Here is a 25,647-nt window from a genome sequence, read left to right as displayed (position 1 = left end):
CGCCGTTCAGATTTCCACGAGACCGACGCGCTTGACCTGACGGATGGTCAGCATCGTGCGCACCGTATCGACATTCTCGTCCGCCGTCAGAACCTCGATGACGAAATCCTGAAACTCGGTGAGGTTTCTGGCGATGCAATGCAGCAGGAAATCACTTTCGCCAGACACCATCCACGCCTGACGCACCAGCGACCAGCCAGCGGTCGCCGCCGCAAAGGCCTTCAGATTGCTGTCCGACTGACGCTTGAGGCCGACCATGCAGAAGGCGACGAGGTCAAAACCGAGCTTCGGCGCGTTCAACATGGCGTGATAACCCTCGATTACGCCGGCTTCTTCCAGCTTGCGGACGCGCCTGAGGCAGGGCGGTGCGGAAATACCGACCCTTTCGGCCAGCTCCACATTGGTCATGCGCCCGTCACGCTGCAATTCGCGCAGGATTTTCAGATCGATGGCATCGAGGTCGACGCTGGTCACGGAGAGGTTCCTCGTTAATCGGGGGAACTTCCTTGTACTATTCGGCACAGGATTCGCAACAATATGCCGCCAGCCGGACACAAAATTGCGTGTGCATCCACAACTGCCTTGTTGGTAACGCAAGGCTGCCCTTGAATAAAGACACTAGACAACCTTAAATACCGGGCAACGAAGGGGTTGCGGCCCGTCCGCCGCTCTGCGGCTGGAAGGCCCCTTACCGAAAGACCCCGTTATTGAAAGGATTGTTTCCATGTCTGCCCGCCATACCAAGGTATTGATCATCGGCTCTGGTCCCGCCGGTTATACGGCGGCCATCTACGCGGCCCGCGCAATGCTGAAACCCGTGCTGATTGCCGGCATGGAACAGGGTGGCCAGCTGATGATCACCACCGATGTGGAGAACTATCCGGGCTTTGCCGATCCGATCCAAGGCCCCTGGCTGATGGACCAGATGCTGAAGCAGGCCACACATGTGGGCGCGGAAATCGTCAGCGACCTCGTCACCGAAGTTGATACCACCATCCGGCCTTTCGTGGTCAAGACCGATTCCGGTCAGGTCTGGACTGCCGACACGCTGATCATCGCCACCGGCGCCAAGGCCAAGTGGCTCGGCATCGAAAGCGAACAGCAATTTCAGGGTTTTGGCGTTTCCGCCTGCGCCACCTGCGACGGCTTCTTCTATCGCAACAAGGACGTGATCGTGGTCGGCGGCGGCAACTCCGCCGTGGAAGAAGCGCTCTATCTCGCCCATATCGCCAAGTCTGTGACCGTGGTGCACCGCCGCGACAGCTTCCGCTCGGAAAAGATCCTGCAGGAACGCTTGTTCGCCAAGGAAAACGTCAAGATCCTTTGGAACACGGAAATCGCCGAAATCACCGGCGCACCCTCCAAGCCGCCCATGCCACCCTCCGTCTCGGGTGTGCGGCTGCGTGACACCAGAACCGGCGTCGTCAACGACACGCCCATCGACGGCGTCTTCGTCGCCATCGGCCACGCGCCGGCAGTCGAACTGTTCAAGGGCAAGGTGAAGCTCAAGGACAATGGCTACATGTGGACCGCGCCCGATTCCACGGCGACCGACGTGGAAGGCATCTTCGCGGCCGGCGACGTGACCGACGACATTTACCGCCAGGCGATCACCGCCGCCGGCATGGGCTGCATGGCGGCGCTGGAAGCAGAACGCTATCTCACCGCACAACAACCGCTCGCGGTTGCAGCGGAATAACCGAAAGGCAGGATAGGCATGGCAATGCCATTGGACTGGGATAAACTGCGCATTTTTCATGCCGCAGCCGAAGCAGGGTCTTTCACCCACGCTGCCGACAAGCTGCATTTGTCCCAGTCGGCCATCAGCCGTCAGGTCAGCGCGCTGGAGCAGGATGTCGGCGTCAAGCTGTTCCATCGCCACGCTCGCGGTCTGATTCTTACCGAGCAGGGCGAGTTGCTGTACCGCACCGCCCATGACGTGCTGCTGAAGCTCGAAACGGTGAAGATGCAGCTGACCGAAACGACGGAGAAGCCGAGCGGCAAGCTGCGCGTGACGACCACGGTTGGTCTCGGCCAGGGCTGGCTGACGGACAAGGTGCAGGAGTTCCTGCAACTCTATCCGGAAATGTCGATCCAGCTCATCCTCGACAATGAGGAGCTGGACGTGAACATGCGTCACGCCGATTGCGCCATCCGCCTGCGCCAGCCGCAGCAATCGGACCTCATCCAGCGCAAGCTGTTTACAGTGCATATGCACGTCTATGCCGCGCCGTCTTACATCAATCGCCACGGCGAACCCCAGTCGATCGAGGATTTAGACAATCACCGCATCATCTCGTTCGGTGAACCAGCACCCAACTACCTGCTTGATGTCAACTGGCTGGAGAATGCCGGTCGCTCCTCGGACAACACGCGCATTCCGCATCTGCAGATCAACAGCCAGACCTCGATCAAACGCGCCTGTCTGCTGGGAATAGGCATAGCCTGTTTGCCGGATTACATTGTCGGCCGCGATCCGGGATTGATCCAGCTGTCGCTCGCGGCAGATATTCCCTCGTTCGATACCTACTTCTGTTACCCGGACGAGATGAAAAACGCAGCAAAACTGAAAGCCTTCAGAGACTTTGTCGTGGCAAAAGCCCGAAACTGGAATTTCTGACGTTTAAATAGGCCAGCACCATAAAAAATCATACTAATTCAGACGGTTGATCTGTCTGGCGCGGTCGCGCGCCAGACCTTTTGCCAACCAGCATTGCACATAAAATATACCGGAAATATCGAGGCCTGCATCATGCGCATGCCTGACCTGCACAAAAAAGAGTTGTTTCGTGCACAAATAAGCATCATATCGCACTCAGCTGATGCACACGGTGGCTTTTCCTCCCAGTTCCACCGCATCAGCTGTTCCCCTCTGGAGGTTTTTGACCTTCACACTTAAAGGGCCCTGGATCTATCCGGCGGCCCTCTTTTTTTACCCGCAAGAATTTTCCCCAATTTGGCGAAATATCGCACGATGCAACCTTGTTTTGCATTATTAGCGCTCCCATATTTTAGTTGGCTGTCACGCTCCCATAAGGCACGAGACAGCTGTTCCCCTCTGGAGGTTTTAACCTTCAAACTTATCGGGCCGCGGAGACATCCAGCGGCCTTCTTTTTTGGGAAGCGCTCCTGGCCCCCCTAGTAGGCCTCACGGATACGTGATTTGTATATCGTAAATCATCGATATAAATATCGTTTATGCCAGATATTGAAGAAATACCGATGAACCCGGAGGAAATCCTCAAAGCTCTTTCGCACCCCGCAAGGCTGAAGTTCCTTGAATGGCTGAAAAGCCCCGAAAGTCACTTCTGTCAGGACCATCCGCTCAGCATGGGTGTGTGCGCCAACCAGTTCCAGATCAGCGGCCTGTCACAATCCACCGTCTCATCGCATCTGGCGGTGTTGCAGGCAGCCGGCCTGATAAGGTCGAAGAAGGTCGGGCAATGGGTGTTTTTCGAACGCAACGAGGAAACCATCGACGCGTTCCGCAATTATCTGCACGCGAATCTCTGAGCCTCCCAAGCTTTGAGCCCTGGGGTGCCGAACCGGAAACCACCAAACGGTTTTCAGTCCGGCACCCAGACCGAAAGACAGCGCGCCTTAAGCGCAATTTCGCCAACCGACCAGAAAGTGAAGTCGCATGACCAGTCTTTTCGAACCGGCACAGGCCGGCGATATCGCACTCGCCAACCGTATCGTCATGGCTCCCCTGACCCGCAACCGTTCGCCGGGCGCAATTCCCAACAACCTCAACGCCACCTATTACGAGCAGCGCGCCACAGCCGGGCTGATCGTCACAGAGGGCACGCCGATTTCCCAGCAGGGTCAGGGCTATGCGGATGTTCCGGGCCTCTACAAGCAGGAAGCCATCGAGGGCTGGAAGAAGATCACCGACGGTGTGCATTCGGCCGGTGGCAAGATCGTCGCGCAGATCTGGCATGTGGGCCGCATTTCGCATACCTCACTGCAGCCGCATGGCGGCCAGCCGGTCGCTCCTTCCGCCATCCCCGCCAAGTCGAAGACCTATATCATCAATGATGACGGCACCGGTGCTTTTGCGGAAACCTCCGAACCGCGCGCGCTCACCATCGACGATATCGGCCTCATCCTTGAAGATTACCGCAGCGGCGCCCGTGCCGCGCTGGAAGCTGGTTTCGACGGCGTCGAAATCCATGCCGCCAATGGTTATCTGATCGAGCAGTTCCTGAAATCCAGCACCAACCAGCGCACCGACGACTATGGTGGCTCGATCGAGAACCGCGCCCGCTTCCTTCTGGAAGTGGTGGATGTGGTTACGGAAGAAATCGGCGCAGGCCGCACAGGTATCCGCCTCTCCCCCGTCACCCCTGCCAACGATATTTTCGAGGCCGACCCGCAGCCGCTCTACAATTATGTGTCGGCTGAACTCGGCAAGCGCAATCTCGCCTTCATCCACGTCGTCGAGGGTGCAACGGGTGGCCCGCGTGATTTCAAACAGGGTGACAAGCCCTTTGATTACGCCGCCTTCAAGGGCGCTTATCGCAATGCCGGCGGCAAGGGCCTGTGGATTGCCAATAACGGCTACGACCGTGCAAGCGCCATCGAAGCCGTGGAAAGCGGCAAGGTCGATGCTGTGGCCTTCGGCAAGGCCTTCATCGCCAATCCGGACCTGGTGCGCCGCTTCAAGAACGATGCACCGCTGAATGATCCGAACCAGCCGACCTTCTATGGCGGCGGTGCAGAAGGCTATACCGACTATCCCGCGCTCGGCTGATCATTGACAAAGCCAAACGCCGCACTGCTTCTCCGCAGTGCGGCGTTTTGCGTTTCAGGATGCGGCGCGTGCCTGCCGGGCGGCGAAATCGGAAAAAGCCCCCATGACAAAGGCATTGGCCACATGCAGCGCCTGCAGAAGGCCATTGCCCGCTTCCCGGCCGATGCTCATCAGCGCCACCTGCAGACAATAGAGCGCAAGCAGCGCCAGCGCACGTTTGAGGTTCGGCCGCAGATCGTCATAACGCAGCGCCAGGAAGACCAGCGACGAGATGGGGACGGCGATAAACATGCCGAGCCCCTTGTGCACCGAAAGCAGCGATCCGTCATAATAGATCGACAACCCCGCCAGCAGCACCTGCAAGAAAATCAACACCGGCACACCCGCCGAAATCACCGCGAACAAGCGACGCCGAGCTGACATCCCGTTTGCCACAGTGGCCATCACACCCTGCCCCCGGCATCCGCCGGATGATGGAGGCTCGCCGGTTGCTGCACCTGCGCGAGGCAGCCGAGTCTCGCCAATGTCGCCGAGACGGCCGCATCAATCGGCGTCCGTGGTTCCGTTCCGAGAAAATCCGCAAGCTTGCGGTTGCTCATGCGGATCGGCATCTGCCAGAGATATTGCATTTCCAGCACTTCGCGAAACAGGGGAACGAAAGGCGCGGCCAGCTTTATGCCCGGCCAGAAAAGCCGCCGCATCTTGACCGGGTGACCAACGACCCGCTCGATTGCCGCAACCAGTTGCAACCCGTCGAAATCCCAGAAACCTTCCATGTGATAAACGGCGAAAGCCGGTAGTTCGTCCGAGCGGTCGAGCAACCGGCCGATCGTCTCCGCCACATCAGGCAGATAGGCCCATTGATGTCCGGAATGGGGTGCCGCAGGGTTCTGAACACTGCGGACAGGCTTGCCCGGTCGCACCAGCATCTGCGAAAACCAGTTGTTTTTCGCGTCTGGTCCGAAAAAATCCCCGGCGCGGACAATCAGCACCGGCACGCCGCGCATCGACGCCATCTTCAGCCGCCGCTCCATCTCCACCCGCAACGCACCCTTGCGGGTGAAAGGTTTTTGCGGGCTGTCTTCCGTCAGGAGCGGAAAAGCGTCCGGGCCGAAATTATAGACGCTGCCGGGAAACACGATCCTCGCCCCACAAGCCTCAGCCGCCTCGATGGTGTTGTCGAGCATCGGCAGCACCTGCCTGTCCCAGTTGCGATATCCCGGAGGGTTGACCGCATGGACGATGAGCGTTGCCCCTTTCGCGGCCTCCACCACGTCCCGTCGGTTCAGCGCGTCGCCGGTCACACGCTCGATACCGTCCGACGCACCGGATGATGCTTGCTGGCGCGTCAGCGCCCTCACCTGCCAGCCGCGTTGCAACAGCATCTTCGCAACATGGCTGCCGACGCCGCCATTCGCCCCGACAATCAGCGCCAGAGGCTTGTTATTCTCTGCTGTATTTGCGTGGTTTTCATCTATCATGACCAACACTCCGTTTTCTGGCTGGAGTATCGTTCCGTCGCGCGATATACGAAATTGTCGAAATGAGTGGAGCAGGTATACAAAAATTTATGATCAAGAGCCGGGATGTCAGCTGGGATTTTTACCGCACCTTCCTCAGCGTGCTGCGCGACGGCTCGCTGTCTGCGGCCGCGCGTGAACTGGGCATTACACAACCGACTGCGGGGCGTCATATCGGCGCTCTGGAAGAGGCGGTCGGTTTTCCGCTGTTCATCCGCTCACCGCACGGGCTGATGCCGACGGAAGCTGCCCTTGCGCTCCGGCCCTATGCGGAAAATCTCGCGGCGACAGCGGCAGCGCTCATGCGGGCGGCCTCCGGCGAAGTCGGCAAGATCGAAGGCACAGTGCGCATCAGCGCGTCTGACATCATCGGCGTGGAAATGCTGCCGCCCATCATCGCGGTCATGCAGGAGATTCACCCGCGGCTCGAGATCGAGCTTTCGCTATCGGATACGCTGGAAGACCTTTTACGGCGCGAAGCCGATATCGCCATCCGCATGACCGAACCGCAGCAGGATGCGATCGTCATGCGCTACATCGGCAATTTCCGTCTGGGCTTTCATGCGACGCGCGACTATCTGGCGAAAGCCGGCATTCCAAAGATCATGGAAGAATTAAACGAGCACCGGATGGTCGGTTTCGACCGCAAGACGCCTTTCATCAGGGCGGCCATTCAGCGAATGCGCGCCCTTGATCCGGAAATACCCGACATTGAAGACATCTGCTTCGAAATCCGCGCCGACAGCAATCTCGCCCAGCTTGCCATGATCCGCGCCAGCGCTGGCATCGGCGTTTGCCAGATCGGTCTCGCGCGCAAGGATCCTCGGCTGGTGCAGGTTCTTCCTGGTATAGACATCCCGCTGCACACCTGGGTGGCGATGCATGAAAATCTGAAGACCTCGCCGCGATGCCGTGCCGTGTTCAGCGCCCTCGTCGAAGGCCTGAAGGCGCATCTCAAGGAGACCGATCCGGGCGCTCCGCCGCAGCGGCGTTAGGATTACTCGAGAACGGGTTGCCGAGCGCGTCTCGTCCGCGATGACTTGAAAACCAACTGGCGGAACATGGAAGATGATGCGGATTTCGCCGGAAATGCCGGCTCTTTCATCAAAACGGTCTGGCCGGCGGTAAAGTCTTGTCCACGACCTCGGCTTCCGGCCGGTCGCCGCCCTGGCTATATTCTTCATGCCATTGGCCGCGTTCGTCCTGATAGCTGATTTCCTCGTCATCGCCGCCCACCTGCTGTTCGGCGGCAACGATACGCGCAGCCTCGACGGCATCCGCATAGGAAGGGAAAGTTTCGGAATAAGCGCCGTTCATGCGGTAGGCGAAGCCACCGTCATGTTCCACGACTTCATACACCACTTTGGTCATGCATGTTCCTCCTGTTTCAGTCGGCGACATGGCAACCACAACCGCGCTTCAAGCATTGCACCCGACAGGGGACAACACGGCATGAGCAGCATGTCCTTGACGGCACCACTATCCTACCAAAAGCACTCAAGCGCAAATCCTGCTTGATCTGAGGGACGATACGTCACAGCCTGCGACTATCAGGGGAAGGGAAATCGATGGTGGGTTCTATTCTGAAGCAGGAGCGCATATTGCTGCTGGCGATACCAGCAGCAATCGCCGCCTATATGGCCGAACATGCAATATTCGAAGGCGGGAAAACGGCATCGCTCATCGCCGCGATCGCCCTGATCGGGCTCATCGTTCTGGTCTCGATGCGAGTTGCCCATCACGCCGAAATCCTCGCCGCCAAAGTCGGCGATCCCTATGGCACGATGATCCTGACGCTCTCGGCGGTGGCGGTGGAAGTGCTGATCCTCGCCATCATCATGAATGAATCCAATTCGCCGACGTTGGTACGCGACACGATCTATTCCGCCGTAATGATCGATATCAACGGCATTCTCGGCCTCGCCGCTCTCCTCGGCGGGCTGCGCCACGGCGAACAGTCCTATAATGACGATTCCGGCAGGACCTACGGTGTGATGATCCTCACCGCCATGGGCATCTCGATGATCGTGCCGGAATTCATTCCGGAACAGAGCTGGCACGTCTATTCAGCCTTCACCATCGTCGCGATGATTGCGCTTTATGCCCTGTTCCTGAAAATGCAGGTCGGCCCGCACAGCTATTTCTTCAGCTATGCCTATCCCCGCAAGGCGCACCCAGCCGGTCAACCATCCGACAGCCACGCGGAGGAAGAGGACGAAGGCAGCGTGCCGCTCTCCATCGGCCTCATTATCGCCGGCGTGGTGCTGATCGGCGTGCTGGCGGAATTCATGTCGAGCTTTTTAAGCGTCAGCCTTGAAGGCACTAACGCGCCACCGGCGCTGATGGCAGTGGTGGTGGCGACGATTTCGGCATCGCCGGAAATCCTCACCGCGCTCCGCTCAGCCTTGCGCAACCGCATGCAGGCCGTGGTCAACATCGCCATGGGCGCATCACTGTCGACAGTCATTCTCACCGTGCCTGTCATGGAAGGTATTGCGCTTTACACCGGCCAGCCCTTCATCATGGCGATGACGCCGGTTCAAACCGTGATGGTCTTCATCACCCTCATCGCCGCCGCCATCAATCTCAATGACGGTGAGACCAATGCGATTGAGGGAATGACACATTTCATCCTCTTCGCCACCTTCATCATGCTGCTGTTTCTCGGGCTTTAAACGAAAAAAGCCCGGCATTGCTGCCGGGCTTCCTTCAAGACTGTATCAACCGATCAGCGGCAATCGGCGCAGAAGCGCTGAATGCGCTTGCAGGCCTCTTCCAGCAGCGTTTCCGACGTGGCGTAGGAAATGCGGAAGTTCGGGCCAAGGCCGAAAGCCGATCCCTGTACGACGGCGACGCCTTCGGCTTCCAGAAGCTCGGAGACGAAATCCACATCCGACTCGATGACCTTGCCCGACGGCGCGGTCTTGCCGATCAGGCCGGCGCAGGACGGGTAGACGTAGAATGCGCCTTCCGGCGACGGGCAATTGATGCCCTTGGCCTGGTTGAGCATGGAAACGACGAGATCACGACGACCTTCGAAGATTTTCTTGTTGGCCGGAATGAAGTCCTGCGTGCCGTTCAGCGCCTCGACAGCCGCCCATTGCGCAATCGAGCTGGCGCCCGAGGTCTGCTGGCCCTGGATCATGTCCATGGCCTTGATCAGCGGCAGCGGGCCGGCCGCATAACCGATACGCCAGCCGGTCATGGCATAGGCCTTGGAGACGCCGTTCATCGTCAGCGTGCGGTCATAGAGCGCAGGCTCCACCTCGACCGGGGTGACGAATTTGAAATCGCCATAGGTCAGGTGCTCATACATGTCGTCCGTCAGCACCCAGACATGCGGATGCTTGACCAGCACGTCCGTCAGCGCCTTCAGCTCGTCATGCGAATAGGCGGCACCCGAGGGGTTGGAAGGCGAGTTGAAGACGAACCACTTTGTCTTCGGCGTAATCGCCTTTTCCAACGCTTCCGCGGTCAGCTTGAAATTGTCTTCAAGCGTGGTGTCGACGAATACAGGCGTGCCGCCGCAGATCGCCACCATTTCCGGATAGCTGACCCAGTAAGGTGCGGGAATGACGACTTCGTCACCCGGGTTGAGGGTGGCCATGAAGGCGTTGAAAAGGATCTGCTTGCCGCCCGTGCCGACAATCGTCTGCTCCGGCTTGTAGTCGAGGCCGTTTTCGCGCTTGAACTTGTCGGCGATGGCCTTGCGCAGTTCCGGAATGCCGGAAACGGGCGTGTATTTCGTTTCGCCGCGCTTGATGGCCTCAATGGCCGCTTCCTTGATATTTTCGGGCGTATCGAAATCCGGCTCGCCGGCGCCAAGGCTGATCACATCGCGGCCCTTCGCTTTAAGCTCGCGGGCTTTCTGGGTAACAGCGATGGTGGCGGATGGCTTTACGCGGGAGAGAATGTCGGCAAGGAAGGCCATTTTTAATCGGTCCTGTTGTGGTTGACATCGACAGAGGCTGGGGCAGAGGCTGAAAAACTTGTCATCTGCGGCATTTTCTATGTCGAAAGACTGGCCTTCTTTCAAGGTCAAAAGCCGGCTTATGTGCCGTAGCGGAGAATTTAACCTTCCTTAACCCGGAAGTAACGCTTGATACGCTACATTCGCGAGCCTAGGGGTCGTGTCTCTATAGCTGGTTGAAAAATGGCGCCCAAAAGCATCTTTTCCAGTCTTGTCCGCGAGGTCGATGGCACATGGTCCACGGCCTACCAAACATTCAACCTGAAATCGGCCCTGCAGCCGATCTTTCGCCGAACGACGAGCGGCGCGCTCGACATCGATTCCTTCGAAGGTCTGGTACGGCCCCATCGCAATGGCGAACCGGTGACGCCAGGCGAGTTCTTCTCGCTGGTGGAGCCTGACGATATCGAGAATATCGACAGCATCCTGCGCACGATCCACATTCTCAATACCGGCAGGCTCAACCGTTCCCGCGCCCGCATCTTCGTCAACTTCCATCCGGGCCTGTTCCAGACCCCCGCCAAGATGCGGCAGGAAGTGGAGCGCATGCGGCTTACCGCCCACGAAGCCGGCATGACGGCAGACCGCATCGTCTGCGAAATCTCCGAGAAAAAAGCCTCCGACACGCAGATGGTCGCAGACTTCGCCTACCACATGCACGACATCGGCTTTCGCGTGGCGCTGGACGATTACGGTGCAGGCGATTCCGACATCGACCGGGTAAAACTCATCAAGCCCGATTATGTGAAATTCGAAGCGGGCTGGGTGCGTGATTTCATGCAGAATTCAGCCGGCGCCGCCCTCCTGCGCGTCATCGTCAGCCAGTTTCGCGACGATGGAATAGAGCCGGTATTCGAAGGGCTGGAGAGCGCCTGGCAGGTCGATCTGTGTGAAGATCTCGGCGTCCTGCTGATGCAGGGTTATGCTCTCGCCAAGCCGGAACTCGCACCTACAAGTTTCGACGCACGTTTTCCCGAACTCGGCAGCGCCTATTTCAACACTGCGCCGCGGACGGACCGGAACGGCACGATGCCGCCATTTTTCCGTGAAGAGCGCCCGACTGAGCCGCATCCACAGCGCCCGACCCGCACCTTCGGAAAACGCGGCCTCTGAGGTTATCTGCGGCAGGCACCCCCTGTAATCCCGTTTGCCACAATATTGCCGCAATAAATACCGCGGAACGCCAGAATTCGGTCTCCAAGCCGTCCATTTCGAAGCCTCTTTTATCGTTCATGGACAGGGACAAGAGGCAATCGCCATGTTTACCAACGACCGGACTTCCGTTGAAAGGTTAAGGGCGCAGAGAACGCTGTTTTCCCTCTGGATGGCGGCGGCTGCTTTTCTTGTCATCGTCACCATGGCTGCGGGTATCGCGACATCCGCCAATGCGGCGGCCCAAGCCGTCGATACATTGCAAACTGCCTCGATCCCGCAAGCGGCCACGTCGCAGGCCGGTCCCCATGTCCTGCTCATCATCCTGTCGGCGGCGGCCTTCATCGGCCTCGGCATCGGCGGCCTGACGCTTACCCGGCGGAGCCTCAAGGACGAAGCCCGCCGCTACAAATAAGCCGGGGCTCCAAAAGCCGTGGCAGTCGCGCCTGTGAGAGTGACCGCCTTCCGCCGGCTTGCGGCACCGGCAGGTTACTGCTAAAGCACCCGGGAAACCGTCTGATCGACATTTCAAAAAATCCCCGAATTGCCAAGGCCGATTGAATGATCTTCCGGCCCCTTGTGTGCTGGTGCCAATCATGACGCGTATTCAGGCCAATATGCTGCTTTTGCTCGCCGCAGCGATCTGGGGAGGCGGTTTCGTCGCCCAATCCTCCGCCATGGCCTCCATTGGTCCGTTCTGGTTTGTCGGCCTGCGTTTCGCCATCGCCGCAATCGCCGTGCTGCCCTTTGCCATGATGGAAACCCGGTCGAAAAAATCACCGCCGCGCCGTAGGGAAATCGGTAGCTACATCCTCGTGGGTCTGGCGCTATTCGGCGGCGCCACCACCCAGCAGGTCGGGCTTTTAACGACGACCGTTACCAATTCCGCCTTCCTGACCGGGCTTTACGTCATTTTCGTACCCGTGATCGCCGTCGTCCTTTACCGGCGTCATCCCCATTGGGTCGTCTGGCCCTGCGCCCTGATGATGCTTGGCGGCATCTTCCTTCTGTCTGGCGGCGCGTTCGAGACACTGACCCGGGGCGATATTCTCAGCATCATCTGCGCCTTCTTCTGGGCGATTCAGATCACGCTGGCGGGACGCTTCGTCTCCGAGAGCGGACGACCACTGGCGCTCTCCTGCACACAATTTGCGGTTTGCGCTCTCCTGAGTTGCATGATCGGCATCGTCTTCGAACCGATCAGCCTGGCGGCCATCGAGGCGTCGCTGGCGGAAATCCTCTATGTCGGCCTCGTTTCCTCCGGCCTCGCCTTCGTCTTGCAGGTCATCGGCCAGCGTTACACCACGGCGCCGCAGGCGGCGATATTCCTGTCCTCGGAGGCGCTTTTCGGCGCTTTGATGGCCTCGCTTTTCCTGAATGAGGCCATTTCCAGTGCCGGTTATGTCGGATGCCTGATCATATTCATCGCCATATTGATCGTGGAACTGGTACCGGAACTGACGCGAAAGCGGCAAAAAACCGTGGCTGGAACTGCCTGACGCAAAAAGAACCGTTTTTTCTCACTCGGCGGAAAAAACGCGTTTCGGCATCCAATTTTTTGCCGGGAACACCCGTACCAACCGGCAATTATTTCATCAAGTATCACTTATGCGAAAAAAATGTGCGATTACACGCTATAATTCTACCGCAGGTTTTTTATCTGACAAAAAGCCCGTGAAAACTTTTGCTTGCCAATTTTCCATAAACGCATCAATCTACTGCGGTTCGGGCAATTTGCGAGCATGGGAAGGCCTATAAAATTTGCGCACTGGGGACGCTATAAACCTCGGGCGGTGGGACGAAAAACGTTGGATGAGAACGCCATTACTTCCCGCTGTGAAGGTCCTTTTTCTCAATAGTCAAGAGCTGCCTGCCAACGCCCTCGCGGGGCAAAACTGTAATGCTGCCTGTAGCTGAACGCGGGCAGAGCGAAAAGGACCTGATGCATGGCCGAAACTGGCACCGTAAAATTCTTCAATACAGACAAAGGCTTCGGCTTCATCAAGCCAGACAATGGTGGCGCTGATATCTTTGTTCACATCTCTGCTGTACAGGCTTCCGGCCTGTCCGGACTTTCAGAAAATCAGAAAGTGAGCTTCGACACGGAACCGGATCGTCGCGGCAAGGGCCCGAAGGCAGTCAATCTGCAGATTGCTGGCTGACCCTAAAAACGGCTTTCTTTTCTAGTTGAAGCCCGGCAGGAATGCCGGGTTTTTTTATGCCTGCCCCACGCACCATACATAAGGCACTCAGAGCCCCTGAAGATAGGGATTGTTGCGGCGTTCATCGCCCAGCCGCCCGCCCGGGCCATGCCCGCAGATGAACCCGACATCGTCGCCGAGCGGCAAAAGCTTGTCGCGAATGGACGCCATCAATTGCTCATGGTTTCCGCCGGGCAGATCGGTCCGCCCCACCGACCCAGCAAACAGCACGTCACCAACATGGGCGAATTGCTGCTCGCGATTATAATAGATGACATGACCAGGCGCATGGCCCGGGCAATGATAGACCTCAAAGACATGGCCCCCGAAGGATACCCTGTCGCCGTCTTTCAGCCATTTGTCCGGCACGACGTTCTGAAGACCGGTGATGCCATATTTCTCGGCCTGCGTCTCGATCCTCTCAAGCAACGGCCGGTCGTCCTCATGCGGACCGATGACCGACAGCGAGAGTTTCGCACGCAATTCCTCGGCACCGCCGGCATGGTCGAGATGCCCGTGCGTCAGCCAGATTTCCTTGAGCGTGATGCCGTTTTCAGCGACGACCTGGAGGATGACGTCCACATCGCCGCCGGGATCAACGACAACACCCTCCTTGGTGTCCTCATCGAAGAGGATGGTGCAGTTCTGCTCGAACGGCGTGACCGGAATAATGCCCGCCTGCAACTTTCCCATATCCCGTATCTCCTTGTCCGACAAATCCCGCTTCCTATAGACCGCGACCGGTTCCAGCACAATGGCGGAGAAAAGATACGGCTTTTCCGCTGTCAGACTGACCTTGAAAATCACAATAAAATTCAATTAGATAGCGATTAACCCCTGGCCAAAAACGGCAATAGCCGTCGAAAAATGTGGAACGCCCGGGTGGCTGCGACGTTGTAGCTCCAGTCTTAAAAGGAGTGAGACACATGGACAAGACGCTTAAAATGCTCATGGCTGGCGGCGCTTTCGCCCTGATGGCCGGTTATGCAAACGCCGCCATGGTCGCCACCACCGCATCGGACATTTCCGTTCGCTCCGGCCCCGGCGAAGACTATCCCGAACTGGGTCTGGCCACCCGTGGCAGCAGCGCAGTGCTGGACGGCTGCATGGATGGCAGCAGCTGGTGCCGTATCGAGGTCAATGGCCTGCGCGGTTGGGCGCATGCCGATTATCTGAATGTGATGTATGAGGGTTCTCCCGTCATTCTCGAAGACCGCCGCACGGAACTCAGCGTGCCTGTCGTGACGTATGAAAAGACCTCAAGCGTGCAGGCTGAACCCAATCCCGGCGACCCGAACCTCGGCCGCGTGGGCGACGTCGACATCACCCCGCCCGAAGCGGTTATCACCTATATGGACGAGCATCCTGGGGACACAGTTACCTTCGATGGCGATGTGGTCGTCGGCACAACTCTGCCGTCCGATACCCGTCTCGTTGAAGTCCCCGACTATCAGTATCGTTATGTCCGGGTGAACGACGTGCCGGTTCTGGTCGAGCCATCAACGCACCGGATCGTCTACGTTTATCAGTAGACCCATTGGCTGAATGGTATGGAACAACTGAAGAGCGCGGACTTCCCGCGCTCTTTTCTATTTCCGGTAAAGGCCACTCAGGATTCCAGTTGCACCCGCACCCGCAGCATATTATCCACCGCAACAGAAAATGATCGGCGGCATTCTCCCGAGCGGACGCATTTTCGGCTATGTTTACAGAATATTGGCGCATCGACGTATGTCAGCCGCAGGATATGAAGGAACCGCAGTGCCACCGCAATCGCTCAAAACCGCCGCCGCGAGACAAATACCGGCACTCCCGAAGGTTGACGACGGCAAGATCGACTTCGATATAATCGAGGCGCTGTTTTTCGCCTATCGCGATTTCGTCTCCGATCCCGATGTTATCCTGTCGAAACTGGAATATGGACGGGCGCATCACCGGGTAGTCTATTTCGTCAGCCGGCAGCCGGGCATGACGGTGGCGGATTTGCTTGATACCCTGCAGATCACCAAACAGAGCCTTGCCCGCGTCCTCAAGCAACTGATCGACGACGGTTATATCCGCCAGATGGCCGGCCCCGAAGACCGCCGCCAGCGCCGGCTTTATCCGACACTGACGGGACGCGAACTGGCGCTGGCCCTGAGCGAACCACAATCGCGGCGTATCGATCGTGCGCTGGAGGGACTTGGCCCCGATGCCCGCGCCTGCGTGCGAAAATTCCTGGCGCAAATGCGCAGCCCGGCAACCGGCGAAAGTGACTGACAATGGCGACAGCAACGACAAAACGCCCGCCGGCGGATGACGACGCCGCCCACCTCCTGATCGTCGATGACGATGCCCGCATTCGCAACCTTCTCCAGCGCTTTCTGGGTGAGAAGGGATACCGAATTTCCGTCGCTGCGGATGCCGCCGAAGCGCGCCGCAAAATGATCGGCATCCGTTTCGACCTGCTCATCCTCGACGTGATGATGCCGGGAGAAAACGGACTTTCGCTCACCCGCTCGCTGAACGAAGACAAATCCGTGCCGGTCATTCTGCTGACCGCCCGCTCGGAAGCGGATTCCCGCATCGAGGGGCTGGAGGCAGGCGCTGATGACTATCTCGCCAAGCCCTTCGACCCACGTGAGCTTGTCCTGCGCATCAACAATATCCTGCGGCGCAACACTTCGCCCGATACGCCCAAGATCGAGCAGATCATGTTCGGTCCCTACAGCTTCTCCATTCCCAAAAAGGAATTGCGCCGCGGCCCCGAAACGATCCGCCTGACGGACCGTGAACAGGAGATCATGCTGCTTTTTGCGCTTCGCGCCGGCGACACCATTCCGCGGCATGAACTGGTTGAGGCGGAATCGGAAGTGGGCGAAAGAACCATTGACGTGCAGATCAACCGTCTTCGCCGCAAGATCGAGGACGACCCAGCCAACCCGGTCTATCTGCAAACGGTGCGCGGCATCGGCTACCGGCTGAGCGTGGATTGACAGGACAAACGAAAGGCGGGCGCACGGCCATGGCGAGCCTCGATTTTCTCAATACGGTCAAAAAAAGCGGCATAGCGAAGGCCTGGCGTTCGTTTGCCAGAGGGCTGCGCCACTGGTTGCCCACCGGGCTTTACACACGTTCGCTGCTGATCATCATTTTGCCGATGATCCTGCTTCAGGGCGTGGTCGCCGCCGTCTTCATGGAGCGGCACTGGCAGCTGGTGACGGAGCGTCTTTCTGCCGCCGTGACGCGCGATATTGCCGCGATCATCGAGCTTCTGCAAACCGACCCCGAGGAAGATGACTACCAGCGCGTCATCCGCATTGCCCGCGAGAGACTGGATCTCAGTGTCTATATCGAACCGAAGGCAGACCTGCCCGCGCCGAGGCCGGAGCCACTGTTTTCGATCCTCGACAGAATTCTGGCCGATCAGTTGCGCCAGCAGATCGGCAGGCCATTCTGGATTGATACCTATGGCAACGGCTCGCTGGTGGAAATCCGCGTCCAGCTGGACGACAAGACCCTGCGCGTCTTTACCAGCCGCAGCGCGGCCTATGCTTCAAATACCCATATCTTCCTCGTCTGGATGGTCGGCGCATCGCTGGTGCTGATTGCTATTTCGATCCTCTTCCTGCGCGGGCAGATCAAGCCCATCGAAGCGCTTGCCAAAGCGGCCGAAAATTTCGGCCGCGGCCAGAAGATCAGTGCCTATTCTCCCCGTGGCGCAGATGAAGTCCGGCGGGCGGGTCTCGCCTTCATCCTCATGCGCGAACGCATCGAGCGGCAGATGGAGCAGCGCACCGCCATGCTGAACGGCGTCAGCCACGACCTGCGCACCATCCTCACGCGCTTCAAGCTGCAACTGGCTCTGGCGGGCGACAATCCGGACCTTGAAGGGCTGGACAAGGATGTCGAGGACATGCAGTCGATGCTGGAGGCCTATCTGACCTTTGCCCGCACCGATGTCGAGGAGGATGTCGGCACGCTGGAGCTTCCCGCACTTCTGGAGAAGATCGGCCATGATTTCGAGCTTCACGGCAAGAAATTCAGCTACGAGCTTTATAATATCGACCGTATCATCGCGCGACCGAACGCCCTTTCCCGCCTCGTCGCCAATCTGGCGGAAAATGCCCAGCGTTATGCCACCAATCTCCATGTCGATATCCGCAAGGCGCCGCGCTCCATCATCATGACCTTCGATGATGACGGGCCGGGCATTCCGGAGGCCTCCCGCGAAGATGTCTTCAAGCCGTTTTTCAGGCTGGACGAGGCGCGCAACCTCAACGCCTCGGGCACAGGACTTGGCCTCTCCATCGTCCGTGACATCGCGCGCGGCCATGGCGGCGACGTATCGCTGGACGACAGCCCGATGGGCGGTTTGCGGGTAATCGTTAAAATTCCGGCATAAGACACCGGAGCGAAAACTGTCATGAATTCGGGAATACCGTGCTCAACCTAAGAGATCGAGCGGCCATGCTGCTGTCTCAGCACATCTTCTCGCCGTTCGGCACCGGCCGTTCGACGGCAGCAAGCACGATATCGCCGTTGCTGTCAGCAAAGCCCAGCGTCAGGACCTCGGAGCGAAACGGGCCGATCTGGCGCGGCGGAAAATTCACCACACCCAACACCTGCCGGCCGATCAGGCTTTCCGGCGTATAATGCACGGTGATTTGCGCGGAAGATTTCTTGATGCCGATGTCAGGACCGAAATCGATTTTCACCTTGATTGCCGGCTTGCGGGCTTCGGGAAAGGGTTCGGCCTCGACGATGGTGCCGACACGGATATCGACCTTCTCGAAATCGGCATAGGAAATTTCACCGCTCATACCCTGCTCCCGCTTGCCTGCAAGTTTTTCAACCAGCAAGTTCTTCCGCACGCGTTTTTGCCGCCGTAATCGCCTTGTCGAACAGCGGCTGCATGCCATCATCAGCCATCAGCACCGAAAGTGCCGCCGCCGTGGTTCCGCCGGGCGAGGTCACGTTCTGGCGCAGGCGCGCCGCCTCGTCTGGGGACTGATGCAGCAATTCGCCTGCACCGGCCACGGTTTCTCGCGCCAGGCGCATGGCGACATCCGCCGGCAGACCGGCCTTGCGGCCGGCTTCCGCCATGCATTCCACCAGATAAAAGACATAGGCCGGGCCGCTGCCCGAAACCGCGGTCACCGCGTCTATATCGCTTTCGGTTTCAACCCATTCGACCGGACCACTGACCTTTAGCAGCCCGTCCACCACAGCTTTAAGTTCCGGCGTCACCCGATCGTTGGCATAAGCCCCCGTCACACCGCGCCCTACCATGGCCGGCGTGTTGGGCATGGCCCGCACGGCGGCAACCGCGCCGAAATGAGAGACGAACGTGCCGATGGTGGTGCCGGCCGCAATCGAGACGACGACGGTATCCGCTCCGAGCAGAGGCTTGAGGGACGGCAGCACGGCTTCCATCATTTGCGGCTTCACCGCCACAAACAGAATGCCAGCCTTGACGCCTTCAGGCACGCTTTCGTTATGAGTCGCTCCGGCCTCGGCAATCGTCGTTCGCATGGCATCGGAAGGGCGCGGATCGATGACGATGACCTGAGATCCCGGCACGCCCTTTTTCAGCCAGCCCGAAAGCATGGCGCCGCCCATGTTGCCGGCACCGACGAGGACGAGCGGACCGGAAGCCTTGTATACCATCTTCACGCTTCTCCGACGGTCTCGAACATGACCGCTTCGATTGCACTTTTCGCATCCAGCCCCGACCAGACGACGAACTGGAATGCCTGATAATATTGTTCGCAGGCCTCAAGCGCGCTGGAAAGCAGCACTTCCACCTGCTGGTTGTTGGGTTCGGCACCACCCGCCAGAAGCAGGGACTGGCGGAAGATCACAACGTCTTCCTGCCGCCACAGATCGAAATGACCCATCAGCACCTGCCCGTTGACCTGCGACAGCAGGCAAATGACTTCGTTGACGCGGTGGTCAGGCACCTTGATGTCGAAAGCGCAGGCCAGATGCAGCGCCTCGAAATCCTCCATCCACGCAAAGGAAACGTGGTAATCGGCCCAGTGACCAGCCACCGTCATGGCGATCTCGTCTTCGCCGGAACGCTCGAACGACCAGTCATTCGAGGCAGCGACAATCTCGATCATGTCCACGGGATTGGACTGACGTTCAATTTCAAATTCTATCAGGCTCATGCGGCACCTTCTCAGCCGGTATTGAATGTTCTGTTTTGAACGCCGGGCACAAAACGCACACACAAACCGGATTCAACATTTGAGACGATTGCCCGACACCAACAGAATTAACCATTCACCCTGTCCGGAGCTTACCAGGTCGTTTCGAATCATCATTTAAAATCAGTGTATAATGGCCGAGTCCTGCTGCCACCCCTCGCCCGCCATTTTTGCTTTTTGAGCAGTGGATATCTTCTCCCCCATCACCTCAGGCGAGATACATAAGCGACTCTGGCGATTGCGTTTTTTGGAAGTGTCCACAGGCACCAAAAAAATCGCGCCAGAGGCTGGTTTTGGCAACCGGAGATTATTTCGGGTTGCATGGCCCGCAAACAAAAAGTCCCGGAATCGCAGGCGATCCGGGACCCATCAGGAAAAAGCGCTAAAAATCAGTCTTTGGCGGCCGAAAGCTTTGCTTCCAGAGCCTCGATGCGGGCGCGCAGCGCGTCGTTTTCATCGCGCGCCTTGATGGCCATTTCACGCACCGCGTCGAATTCCTCACGCTTGACCACATCGAGACTGTTCAGCCAGCGATCCGCCTGTGCATGAAGGGCGGCTTCCGCTTCCTTGCGCACGCCCTGCGCCGCGCCGGCCGCATCGGTCATCAGCCTGGCGAATTCATCCAGAATACGGTTGGTGCCTGTCGTGCTCATGGCGCTGTTCCTTCGTCGGTTCAGGGAGCGTTCCATTCCCTGCTGTTGATGCCTTTCAGGTAGGTGCTCGACAGCCGCCTTGCAAGCGAAATCGAAAAATGCGGCCTTTCGCTGCAGCGCCCGACATCGCAATCCGCTCACGAAAAATCACCTTGACCGCCGCCTCGGCAATCGCCATTTTCCTTGGCGTCAGGGAGACCGGTGAGCATCATCGCCCGGCCCCTCGAGGCAATGGATCATTCTGTTGTCCGCCCAGCAACGATGACGGAATATACGGATTGTTAGCCGCTCCCACCCAACTTGCCATCATGCCCTTTCCCAATATCGATCCGATTGCGCTCTCCATTGGGCCTCTGGCGATCCACTGGTATGGCATTGCCTATGTCGCCGGCATCATGCTCGGCTGGTTTTATGCCCGCCGCCTCGCCCGCACGGATCGCCTGTGGCCGAACGATACCTCGCCGATTTCGGCACAGCACCTTGATGATTTCATCCTCTGGGCAGCCGGCGGCATCGTGCTCGGCGGCCGCATCGGCTACATCCTGTTTTACGATCTCGGCGCCGTCGCCGCCAATCCGCTAAGGGCGCTCGAAATATGGAACGGCGGCATGTCGTTCCATGGCGGCCTCATCGGCACCACCGTCGCCATGATCCTCTTTGCCCGCAAGAACGGCATCCCGGTCTGGAGCATGTTCGACGTCATCGCAGCCGTCGCACCCATCGGCCTGCTGTTCGGCCGCATCGCCAATTTCATCAATGGCGAATTGTGGGGCCGCATCGCCGATGTGCCCTGGGCAGTCGTCTTCCCGACCGGCGGGCCGTTTGCGCGGCACCCGAGCCAGCTTTATGAAGCAGGCCTCGAAGGCCTCGTACTCGTCATCATTCTGGCCATCGCCATCTATGCCTTCAGGGCGCTGAAAACACCCGGCGTCGTCACCGGCATCTTCGTCTGCGGTTATGCCCTGTCACGCATCTTCGTGGAATTTTTCCGCGAGCCGGATGCGCAGATCGGTTATCTCGCCGGCAACTGGCTGACCATGGGCATGGTGCTTTCCACACCCATGTTTCTTCTCGGCCTCTGGGCGGTCCTGCGCGCACGCAGCGCCGCAAAAATCGCCTAAGCGGTATGGCCTGCCATGACGACACCGCTTGCGCAACGCATCAAATCCCTTATCCGGCTCAACGGTCCGCTCAGCGTCACCGACTATTTCTCGCTTTGCCTCGCTGATCCCGAACACGGTTATTACAAAAGCCGCGAGCCCTTCGGTCGCTCGGGTGATTTCATCACCGCGCCTGATGTCAGCCAGCTTTTCGGCGAAATGCTCGGCGTTTTCGTGGTGCATGCCTGGCAGCGGCACGGCGCGCCCACGGAGACCCGGCTGGTGGAAATCGGCCCCGGCCGCGGCACCATGATGTCGGACATGCTGCGCGTCATCCGCCGCATCGCACCGCCGCTTTACGAGGCGATGCGGGTCCATCTGGTGGAGACCAGTCCTCGCCTTTCCACAATCCAGAAGGAAACGCTTGCCGACCATGCCGGCCGGCTAACATGGCATGAAAGCTTCGACGCGGTGCCGGAAGGCTTCCTGCTCCTCGTCGCCAACGAACTTTTCGACGCCATCCCGATACGGCAATTCGTGAGAACACCGCAGGGTTTCCGCGAGCGGGTTGTCAGTCTCGATGCAAATGACGAGCTTGTCTTCTCGACCGGCCTTGCCGGCATCGACCCAGCCCTCTTGCCACCGCAGCCTGAACGACAGCCGCTTGGCACCATATTCGAAGTTTCACCCGCCCGCGAAGCCGTGATGACGGCGATCTGCGAGCGCCTGTCTATCCATGGCGGCACGGCGCTCGCCATCGACTACGGCCATCTGGTCGCCGGATTTGGCGATACGCTGCAGGCCATGCGCCACCACGCCTTCGACCCACCGCTTGCGCATCCCGGCGAAGCGGACCTGACGAGCCATGTCGATTTCGAAAGCCTCGTGAAAACAGCCGAAGCGACCGGTGTGCATGTCAACGGCACCCTGAGACAGGGTGACTTTCTTTACGGTCTCGGCCTCAAGGAGCGGGCGGCAGCCCTTGCCGCCAAGGCGACACCCGACCAGATGCTGGCGATTGCCGAAGCGGTCAACCGTCTCGCCGGCGAAGGCGCCGGCAAGATGGGGGAACTTTTCAAGGTCATCGCCGTTTCAAGTCCCGCGCTTCATCTCATGCCGTTTCGTGCGGTGGATTGACAGCGCAATAACCTCTGGGCCAACATCGTCGCGACACACGAAGCAGGCACACTGCATCACACACGCCGCGCAACGCCGCAGCAACAGGAAACATCTCGCTTAACGCACCCCACTGGCCAACAGCGATATTCTCCAAGGAACTCCCGCACCATGCAGAACGTAACGCTGCCGCTCCCCATCCAGAGCCCCCTGCTCGCCGCGTCAGGTGAAAACCGTGTTCGCCACGGTTTCTTCACTCGGCAGGGCGGCGTCTCCTCAGGGCTTTATCAGGGTCTCAATGTCGGTCTCGGCTCGCATGACGAGCCGGAACTTGTTCAGGAAAACCGCCGGCGCGTGGCGCAATGGTTCGGCCTGTCCCCGGAACGCCTCGCCACCGTTCATCAGGTCCATTCTCCCGATGTTCTCGTGGTCGATGAAAGCTATGACGGCAACCGCCCGCAAGCCGATGCGATGGTGACGGCGACGCCGGGTTTCGTACTCGGCGTCTTGAGCGCCGATTGCGGCCCGATCCTGTTTGCCGATGCCGAAGCCGGTGTCGTGGGCGCTGCCCACGCTGGCTGGAAGGGCGCATTGTTCGGCGTGCTAGAAAACACCATCGAGACCATGACGAAGCTGGGCGCCAACCGCGAGCGCATCGCAGCCTCGCTCGGCCCCTCCATCAGCCAGAGCAATTACGAGGTCGGGCCAGAATATGTGGCGCGCTTCATCGATATCGATCCGGCTTACGCGGATTATTTCACCGAAGCCGAGAAGCAGGGCCATGCCCTCTTCGACCTCAAGCGGTTCACCATCGACCGCCTGACCAAAGCCGGCGTAAAGGCGGAAAATCTCGGCCTCTGCACCTATCCGGATGAAGAACGTTTCTATTCCTACCGCCGCACGACCCACCGCGCCGAACCCGATTATGGCCGGCAGATTTCCGCAATCGCAATTCTGGAGGACTGACATGGCCCTGCACTTCGAGCTTTCGGAATTCGAAGCCCGCCGCGAGCGGCTGATGGCGAAAATGGCGGAAGAGAAGCTGGATGCCCTGCTGCTTTTTGCGCAGGAAAGCATGTATTGGCTGACCGGTTACGATACCTTCGGCTACTGCTTTTTCCAGACGCTGGTGGTCAAGTCGGACGGTTCAATGACATTGCTGACCCGCTCGGCCGATCTGCGTCAGGCGCGCAACACCTCGATCATCGAAAATATCCTCATCTGGGTCGACCGGCCCAATGCCGACCCGACGCTCGATCTTAAAAATCTCCTGAGTGACCTCGACCTGCTCGGCGCAAAAATCGGCGTGGAATACGATACCCACGGCATGACCGGCCGTGTCGCCCGCCTGCTGGACAACCAGCTTGCCAGCTTCGGCCAGATGGTTGACGCCTCCTACCTCGTCAGCACGCTTAGGCTCGTCAAAAGCCCGGCCGAGATTGCTTATGCCCGTAAGGCCGGCCAGCTTGCCGACGACGCCCTCGACGCCGCTCTGCCGCTCATCAAGGCCGGCGCGGACGAAGCCGCAATTCTCGCAGCGATGCAGGGCGCGGTGCTGGCTGGCGGAGGCGATTATCCCGCCAATGAATTCATCATCGGCTCCGGCGCGGATGCGCTGCTGTGCCGTTACAAATCCGGCCGCCGCAGGCTCGACACCAAGGACCAGCTAACGCTGGAATGGGCCGGCGTCAGCGCCCATTACCATGCCGCCATGATGCGCACGGTGGTGATTGGCGAGCAGGATTTCCGCCAGAAGGAACTTTACAGCGCCTGCCTGCAAAATCTCACAGCCATCGAGGAAGTGCTGCGGCCGGGCAAGACCTTCGGCGATGTCTTCGACGTCCACGCCCGCGTCATGGACGAGCGCGGGCTCACCCGTCACCGGCTGAACTCCTGCGGTTATTCGCTGGGCGCGCGTTTCTCGCCGTCCTGGATGGAGCATCAGATGTTCCACGCCGGCAATCCACAGGAGATTACCAGCGACATGACGCTGTTCGTGCATATGATCGTGATGGACTCCGATGCTGGCACCGCCATGACGCTCGGCCAGACCTATCTGACCACCGACAGCGCTCCGGAGCCGCTCTCGCGCCATAGTCTCGATCTTCTCACAGCTTAAATCGCCGCCGGGTTTGACAGAGCGTGAAAACCGCCCTTACATTGCCGCCACCTTGGGCAGGAAGGAGCGGAACATGAGAGAAAACGTCACGTGAGCCGGACGGGGTTTGTCTCCCCTTTCCCAGCCTTTGCCTCTCCAGCTCTTGTCGTTCCGGCGCTGGTGCTGGCCCTCTCGGGCTGCAACACCACGGAAGCGCTGACACCGCAGGTGGATGTCGGCCACAATACGTCACAGTCGACGCCGGTAACCCAGGGCGATCTCGACCAGATGGCCGCCGCCGCCGACCGCGCGCCGGCAGGTGCGTCGGCAATCGCATCCTCCGTGCCAGCCTATGCGCCGCAGAATTCCCTGCAGGCGCAGGCACAAGCGCTTTCCAGCGGCAGCCAGTATGGCGAGCCGCTTGGCCAGGCCCCTTCATCCGCACCATCCCCTGCGGGTGGCCAGCCACCGCCCTTGCAACAAACGGCCGCGCTTGCTCCGGCCGGTTCCGGCAATACCATCCGCTTCCTGCCGATCATCGGCGCGCCCGTTCAGGCCGTCACGCCGCTCTCGCGGCAGCTGGGTGCCGAGGCACGGGCGAAGGGACTGACCATCCGCGCCTCCAACGACAACTCGGCAGAGAACATCCTGAAAGGATATTTCTCCGCCTTTGCCGATGGCGCCAAGGTCAATGTTATCTACGTGTGGGATGTGCTGGATGCCAATGGCGTGCGGCTTCACCGTCTTCAGGGACAGGAGACAGTGGCCGCAAAGGGCAGCGATCCATGGGCCGCCGTGACCGACAGGGTCATGCAGGATATCGCCGCAAAAACGCTTAGCGACTATTCATCATGGAAGCAGTCTCAAAGGGGATGAGGTGAAACGGCGGGAGA

The 25,647-nt window shown here is 59.1% G+C and carries 29 protein-coding genes; 19 read left to right on the top strand and 10 right to left on the bottom strand.

Features of this window, described 5'->3' with window-relative positions; all coding sequences use genetic code 11:
• Window positions 1–6: 6 nt before the first annotated feature.
• Window positions 7–474, bottom strand: coding sequence for an Lrp/AsnC family transcriptional regulator (locus FCH38_RS07925; RefSeq protein ID WP_149900081.1), 468 nt, complete (start codon window positions 472–474; stop codon window positions 7–9).
• Window positions 475–724: 250 nt separating this feature from the next.
• Between FCH38_RS07925 and trxB the strand changes: the two genes are divergently transcribed.
• From trxB to FCH38_RS07905, 4 genes are all read left to right on the top strand, one after another.
• Complete coding sequence (gene trxB, locus FCH38_RS07920) at window positions 725–1,699, top strand: thioredoxin-disulfide reductase (protein WP_174373417.1); 975 nt, start codon at window positions 725–727, stop codon at window positions 1,697–1,699.
• Window positions 1,700–1,723: 24 nt separating this feature from the next.
• Window positions 1,724–2,620: a LysR family transcriptional regulator VtlR gene (locus FCH38_RS07915; RefSeq protein WP_003513405.1), complete on the top strand. Its 897-nt coding sequence runs from the start codon at window positions 1,724–1,726 to the stop codon at window positions 2,618–2,620.
• 602 nt (window positions 2,621–3,222) lie between these two features.
• Window positions 3,223–3,513, top strand: a complete 291-nt coding sequence (locus tag FCH38_RS07910; protein ID WP_149900079.1) for an ArsR/SmtB family transcription factor — start codon at window positions 3,223–3,225, stop codon at window positions 3,511–3,513.
• Between the two features lie 127 nt (window positions 3,514–3,640).
• A complete protein-coding gene (locus tag FCH38_RS07905; RefSeq protein WP_174373416.1) occupies window positions 3,641–4,753 on the top strand; it encodes an alkene reductase in 1,113 nt (370 codons plus the stop codon).
• 54 nt (window positions 4,754–4,807) lie between these two features.
• Here FCH38_RS07905 and FCH38_RS07900 read toward each other — a convergent pair whose 3' ends face one another.
• Both FCH38_RS07900 and FCH38_RS07895 read right to left on the bottom strand, forming a co-directional pair.
• Window positions 4,808–5,197, bottom strand: coding sequence for a DUF6220 domain-containing protein (locus FCH38_RS07900; protein ID WP_174373415.1), 390 nt, complete (start codon window positions 5,195–5,197; stop codon window positions 4,808–4,810).
• Window positions 5,197–6,234, bottom strand: coding sequence for an NAD-dependent epimerase/dehydratase family protein (locus tag FCH38_RS07895; RefSeq protein ID WP_174373414.1), 1,038 nt, complete (start codon window positions 6,232–6,234; stop codon window positions 5,197–5,199). The genes FCH38_RS07900 and FCH38_RS07895 overlap by 1 nt, the downstream gene beginning before the upstream one ends.
• 89 nt (window positions 6,235–6,323) lie before the next feature.
• Between FCH38_RS07895 and FCH38_RS07890 the strand changes: the two genes are divergently transcribed.
• Entirely contained in the window at window positions 6,324–7,268 is a 945-nt protein-coding gene (locus FCH38_RS07890; protein WP_174373413.1) for a LysR family transcriptional regulator, read from the top strand.
• Window positions 7,269–7,377: 109 nt separating this feature from the next.
• On the opposite strand, the gene FCH38_RS07885 is transcribed toward FCH38_RS07890, so the two are convergent.
• Window positions 7,378–7,644 carry a DUF2188 domain-containing protein gene (locus FCH38_RS07885; protein ID WP_149900074.1) on the bottom strand — a complete coding sequence of 89 codons (267 nt, stop codon included), beginning with the start codon at window positions 7,642–7,644 and terminating at the stop codon, window positions 7,378–7,380.
• Between the two features lie 197 nt (window positions 7,645–7,841).
• On the opposite strand from FCH38_RS07885, the gene FCH38_RS07880 reads away from it, so the two are divergent.
• Window positions 7,842–8,948 (top strand): calcium:proton antiporter, encoded by a 1,107-nt coding sequence (locus FCH38_RS07880; RefSeq protein WP_149900073.1) that lies wholly within the window; start codon window positions 7,842–7,844, stop codon window positions 8,946–8,948.
• Between the two features lie 53 nt (window positions 8,949–9,001).
• On the opposite strand, the gene FCH38_RS07875 is transcribed toward FCH38_RS07880, so the two are convergent.
• Complete coding sequence (locus FCH38_RS07875) at window positions 9,002–10,204, bottom strand: pyridoxal phosphate-dependent aminotransferase (RefSeq protein WP_149900072.1); 1,203 nt, start codon at window positions 10,202–10,204, stop codon at window positions 9,002–9,004.
• A 222-nt stretch (window positions 10,205–10,426) separates the two neighbouring features.
• On the opposite strand from FCH38_RS07875, the gene FCH38_RS07870 reads away from it, so the two are divergent.
• The 4 genes from FCH38_RS07870 (at window position 10,427) to FCH38_RS07855 (ending at window position 13,557) form a co-directional block, all read left to right on the top strand.
• On the top strand, window positions 10,427–11,356 hold the full coding sequence (locus FCH38_RS07870; RefSeq protein ID WP_149900071.1) for an EAL domain-containing protein: 930 nt from the start codon (window positions 10,427–10,429) through the stop codon (window positions 11,354–11,356).
• A gap of 145 nt (window positions 11,357–11,501) precedes the next feature.
• Window positions 11,502–11,810 (top strand): hypothetical protein, encoded by a 309-nt coding sequence (locus FCH38_RS07865; RefSeq protein WP_149900070.1) that lies wholly within the window; start codon window positions 11,502–11,504, stop codon window positions 11,808–11,810.
• 181 nt (window positions 11,811–11,991) lie between these two features.
• On the top strand, window positions 11,992–12,894 hold the full coding sequence (locus tag FCH38_RS07860; protein WP_149900069.1) for a DMT family transporter: 903 nt from the start codon (window positions 11,992–11,994) through the stop codon (window positions 12,892–12,894).
• A gap of 447 nt (window positions 12,895–13,341) precedes the next feature.
• A complete protein-coding gene (locus FCH38_RS07855; RefSeq protein WP_003494703.1) occupies window positions 13,342–13,557 on the top strand; it encodes a cold-shock protein in 216 nt (71 codons plus the stop codon).
• Between the two features lie 87 nt (window positions 13,558–13,644).
• On the opposite strand, the gene FCH38_RS07850 is transcribed toward FCH38_RS07855, so the two are convergent.
• The gene (locus tag FCH38_RS07850; protein WP_153514985.1) at window positions 13,645–14,289 is read right to left on the bottom strand and encodes an MBL fold metallo-hydrolase; all 645 of its coding nucleotides are present in this window, start codon (window positions 14,287–14,289) and stop codon (window positions 13,645–13,647) included.
• A 233-nt stretch (window positions 14,290–14,522) separates the two neighbouring features.
• On the opposite strand from FCH38_RS07850, the gene FCH38_RS07845 reads away from it, so the two are divergent.
• The 4 genes from FCH38_RS07845 to FCH38_RS07830 all read left to right on the top strand — a co-directional run bounded on the left by FCH38_RS07845 (window position 14,523) and on the right by FCH38_RS07830 (window position 17,980).
• Window positions 14,523–15,128, top strand: a complete 606-nt coding sequence (locus tag FCH38_RS07845; RefSeq protein ID WP_149900066.1) for a DUF1236 domain-containing protein — start codon at window positions 14,523–14,525, stop codon at window positions 15,126–15,128.
• A 199-nt stretch (window positions 15,129–15,327) separates the two neighbouring features.
• Window positions 15,328–15,855 (top strand): MarR family winged helix-turn-helix transcriptional regulator, encoded by a 528-nt coding sequence (locus FCH38_RS07840; RefSeq protein ID WP_153514983.1) that lies wholly within the window; start codon window positions 15,328–15,330, stop codon window positions 15,853–15,855.
• Window positions 15,856–15,857: 2 nt separating this feature from the next.
• Window positions 15,858–16,571, top strand: coding sequence for a response regulator (locus FCH38_RS07835; RefSeq protein WP_046797979.1), 714 nt, complete (start codon window positions 15,858–15,860; stop codon window positions 16,569–16,571).
• A gap of 29 nt (window positions 16,572–16,600) precedes the next feature.
• Window positions 16,601–17,980 (top strand): ATP-binding protein, encoded by a 1,380-nt coding sequence (locus FCH38_RS07830; RefSeq protein WP_174373412.1) that lies wholly within the window; start codon window positions 16,601–16,603, stop codon window positions 17,978–17,980.
• A 76-nt stretch (window positions 17,981–18,056) separates the two neighbouring features.
• Here FCH38_RS07830 and FCH38_RS07825 read toward each other — a convergent pair whose 3' ends face one another.
• From FCH38_RS07825 to FCH38_RS07810, 4 genes are all read right to left on the bottom strand, one after another.
• Window positions 18,057–18,398 (bottom strand): tRNA-binding protein, encoded by a 342-nt coding sequence (locus tag FCH38_RS07825; protein WP_174373411.1) that lies wholly within the window; start codon window positions 18,396–18,398, stop codon window positions 18,057–18,059.
• 28 nt (window positions 18,399–18,426) lie between these two features.
• Window positions 18,427–19,245, bottom strand: coding sequence for a pyrroline-5-carboxylate reductase (gene proC / locus FCH38_RS07820; RefSeq protein WP_174373410.1), 819 nt, complete (start codon window positions 19,243–19,245; stop codon window positions 18,427–18,429).
• Between the two features lie 2 nt (window positions 19,246–19,247).
• Window positions 19,248–19,748, bottom strand: a complete 501-nt coding sequence (locus FCH38_RS07815) for a YbjN domain-containing protein (protein WP_142840357.1) — start codon at window positions 19,746–19,748, stop codon at window positions 19,248–19,250.
• 428 nt (window positions 19,749–20,176) lie between these two features.
• Window positions 20,177–20,440: an accessory factor UbiK family protein gene (locus FCH38_RS07810; RefSeq protein ID WP_149900061.1), complete on the bottom strand. Its 264-nt coding sequence runs from the start codon at window positions 20,438–20,440 to the stop codon at window positions 20,177–20,179.
• 308 nt (window positions 20,441–20,748) lie between these two features.
• Between FCH38_RS07810 and lgt the strand changes: the two genes are divergently transcribed.
• From lgt to FCH38_RS07785, 5 genes are all read left to right on the top strand, one after another.
• Window positions 20,749–21,561, top strand: a complete 813-nt coding sequence (lgt, locus tag FCH38_RS07805) for a prolipoprotein diacylglyceryl transferase (RefSeq protein WP_174373651.1) — start codon at window positions 20,749–20,751, stop codon at window positions 21,559–21,561.
• A gap of 15 nt (window positions 21,562–21,576) precedes the next feature.
• Complete coding sequence (locus FCH38_RS07800; RefSeq protein ID WP_174373409.1) at window positions 21,577–22,677, top strand: class I SAM-dependent methyltransferase; 1,101 nt, start codon at window positions 21,577–21,579, stop codon at window positions 22,675–22,677.
• Between the two features lie 150 nt (window positions 22,678–22,827).
• On the top strand, window positions 22,828–23,622 hold the full coding sequence (pgeF, locus tag FCH38_RS07795; protein WP_174373408.1) for a peptidoglycan editing factor PgeF: 795 nt from the start codon (window positions 22,828–22,830) through the stop codon (window positions 23,620–23,622).
• 1 nt (window position 23,623) lies between these two features.
• Window positions 23,624–24,775 carry a M24 family metallopeptidase gene (locus tag FCH38_RS07790; RefSeq protein ID WP_174373407.1) on the top strand — a complete coding sequence of 384 codons (1,152 nt, stop codon included), beginning with the start codon at window positions 23,624–23,626 and terminating at the stop codon, window positions 24,773–24,775.
• 90 nt (window positions 24,776–24,865) lie between these two features.
• Entirely contained in the window at window positions 24,866–25,630 is a 765-nt protein-coding gene (locus tag FCH38_RS07785; protein WP_149900056.1) for a hypothetical protein, read from the top strand.
• Window positions 25,631–25,647: the final 17 nt, after the last annotated feature.

Origin of the sequence: Agrobacterium tumefaciens (assembly GCF_013337285.1) — a bacterium.
GTDB classification, from domain to species: Bacteria; Pseudomonadota; Alphaproteobacteria; order Rhizobiales; family Rhizobiaceae; genus Agrobacterium; species Agrobacterium burrii.
This window is presented reverse-complemented; position numbering and strand designations above follow the sequence as displayed.

Excerpts from the sequence above, each read along its gene's own strand:
- pgeF (WP_174373408.1), top strand. The coding sequence starts at position 22,828 with ATGCAGAACGTAACGCTGCCGCTCCCCATCCAGAGCCCCCTGCTCGCC.
- FCH38_RS07865 (WP_149900070.1), top strand. The coding sequence starts at position 11,502 with ATGTTTACCAACGACCGGACTTCCGTTGAAAGGTTAAGGGCGCAGAGA.
- FCH38_RS07880 (WP_149900073.1), top strand. The coding sequence starts at position 7,842 with ATGGTGGGTTCTATTCTGAAGCAGGAGCGCATATTGCTGCTGGCGATA.
- FCH38_RS07910 (WP_149900079.1), top strand. The coding sequence starts at position 3,223 with ATGAACCCGGAGGAAATCCTCAAAGCTCTTTCGCACCCCGCAAGGCTG.
- FCH38_RS07840 (WP_153514983.1), top strand. The coding sequence starts at position 15,328 with ATGTCAGCCGCAGGATATGAAGGAACCGCAGTGCCACCGCAATCGCTC.
- proC (WP_174373410.1), bottom strand. The coding sequence starts at position 19,245 with ATGGTATACAAGGCTTCCGGTCCGCTCGTCCTCGTCGGTGCCGGCAAC.
- FCH38_RS07895 (WP_174373414.1), bottom strand. The coding sequence starts at position 6,234 with ATGATAGATGAAAACCACGCAAATACAGCAGAGAATAACAAGCCTCTG.
- FCH38_RS07860 (WP_149900069.1), top strand. The coding sequence starts at position 11,992 with ATGACGCGTATTCAGGCCAATATGCTGCTTTTGCTCGCCGCAGCGATC.
- lgt (WP_174373651.1), top strand. The coding sequence starts at position 20,749 with ATGCCCTTTCCCAATATCGATCCGATTGCGCTCTCCATTGGGCCTCTG.
- trxB (WP_174373417.1), top strand. The coding sequence starts at position 725 with ATGTCTGCCCGCCATACCAAGGTATTGATCATCGGCTCTGGTCCCGCC.
- FCH38_RS07905 (WP_174373416.1), top strand. The coding sequence starts at position 3,641 with ATGACCAGTCTTTTCGAACCGGCACAGGCCGGCGATATCGCACTCGCC.
- FCH38_RS07800 (WP_174373409.1), top strand. The coding sequence starts at position 21,577 with ATGACGACACCGCTTGCGCAACGCATCAAATCCCTTATCCGGCTCAAC.
- FCH38_RS07835 (WP_046797979.1), top strand. The coding sequence starts at position 15,858 with ATGGCGACAGCAACGACAAAACGCCCGCCGGCGGATGACGACGCCGCC.
- FCH38_RS07900 (WP_174373415.1), bottom strand. The coding sequence starts at position 5,197 with ATGGCCACTGTGGCAAACGGGATGTCAGCTCGGCGTCGCTTGTTCGCG.
- FCH38_RS07790 (WP_174373407.1), top strand. The coding sequence starts at position 23,624 with ATGGCCCTGCACTTCGAGCTTTCGGAATTCGAAGCCCGCCGCGAGCGG.
- FCH38_RS07885 (WP_149900074.1), bottom strand. The coding sequence starts at position 7,644 with ATGACCAAAGTGGTGTATGAAGTCGTGGAACATGACGGTGGCTTCGCC.
- FCH38_RS07855 (WP_003494703.1), top strand. The coding sequence starts at position 13,342 with ATGGCCGAAACTGGCACCGTAAAATTCTTCAATACAGACAAAGGCTTC.
- FCH38_RS07870 (WP_149900071.1), top strand. The coding sequence starts at position 10,427 with ATGGCGCCCAAAAGCATCTTTTCCAGTCTTGTCCGCGAGGTCGATGGC.
- FCH38_RS07810 (WP_149900061.1), bottom strand. The coding sequence starts at position 20,440 with ATGAGCACGACAGGCACCAACCGTATTCTGGATGAATTCGCCAGGCTG.
- FCH38_RS07830 (WP_174373412.1), top strand. The coding sequence starts at position 16,601 with ATGGCGAGCCTCGATTTTCTCAATACGGTCAAAAAAAGCGGCATAGCG.
- FCH38_RS07845 (WP_149900066.1), top strand. The coding sequence starts at position 14,523 with ATGGACAAGACGCTTAAAATGCTCATGGCTGGCGGCGCTTTCGCCCTG.
- FCH38_RS07890 (WP_174373413.1), top strand. The coding sequence starts at position 6,324 with ATGATCAAGAGCCGGGATGTCAGCTGGGATTTTTACCGCACCTTCCTC.
- FCH38_RS07815 (WP_142840357.1), bottom strand. The coding sequence starts at position 19,748 with ATGAGCCTGATAGAATTTGAAATTGAACGTCAGTCCAATCCCGTGGAC.
- FCH38_RS07875 (WP_149900072.1), bottom strand. The coding sequence starts at position 10,204 with ATGGCCTTCCTTGCCGACATTCTCTCCCGCGTAAAGCCATCCGCCACC.
- FCH38_RS07850 (WP_153514985.1), bottom strand. The coding sequence starts at position 14,289 with ATGGGAAAGTTGCAGGCGGGCATTATTCCGGTCACGCCGTTCGAGCAG.
- FCH38_RS07915 (WP_003513405.1), top strand. The coding sequence starts at position 1,724 with ATGCCATTGGACTGGGATAAACTGCGCATTTTTCATGCCGCAGCCGAA.
- FCH38_RS07825 (WP_174373411.1), bottom strand. The coding sequence starts at position 18,398 with ATGAGCGGTGAAATTTCCTATGCCGATTTCGAGAAGGTCGATATCCGT.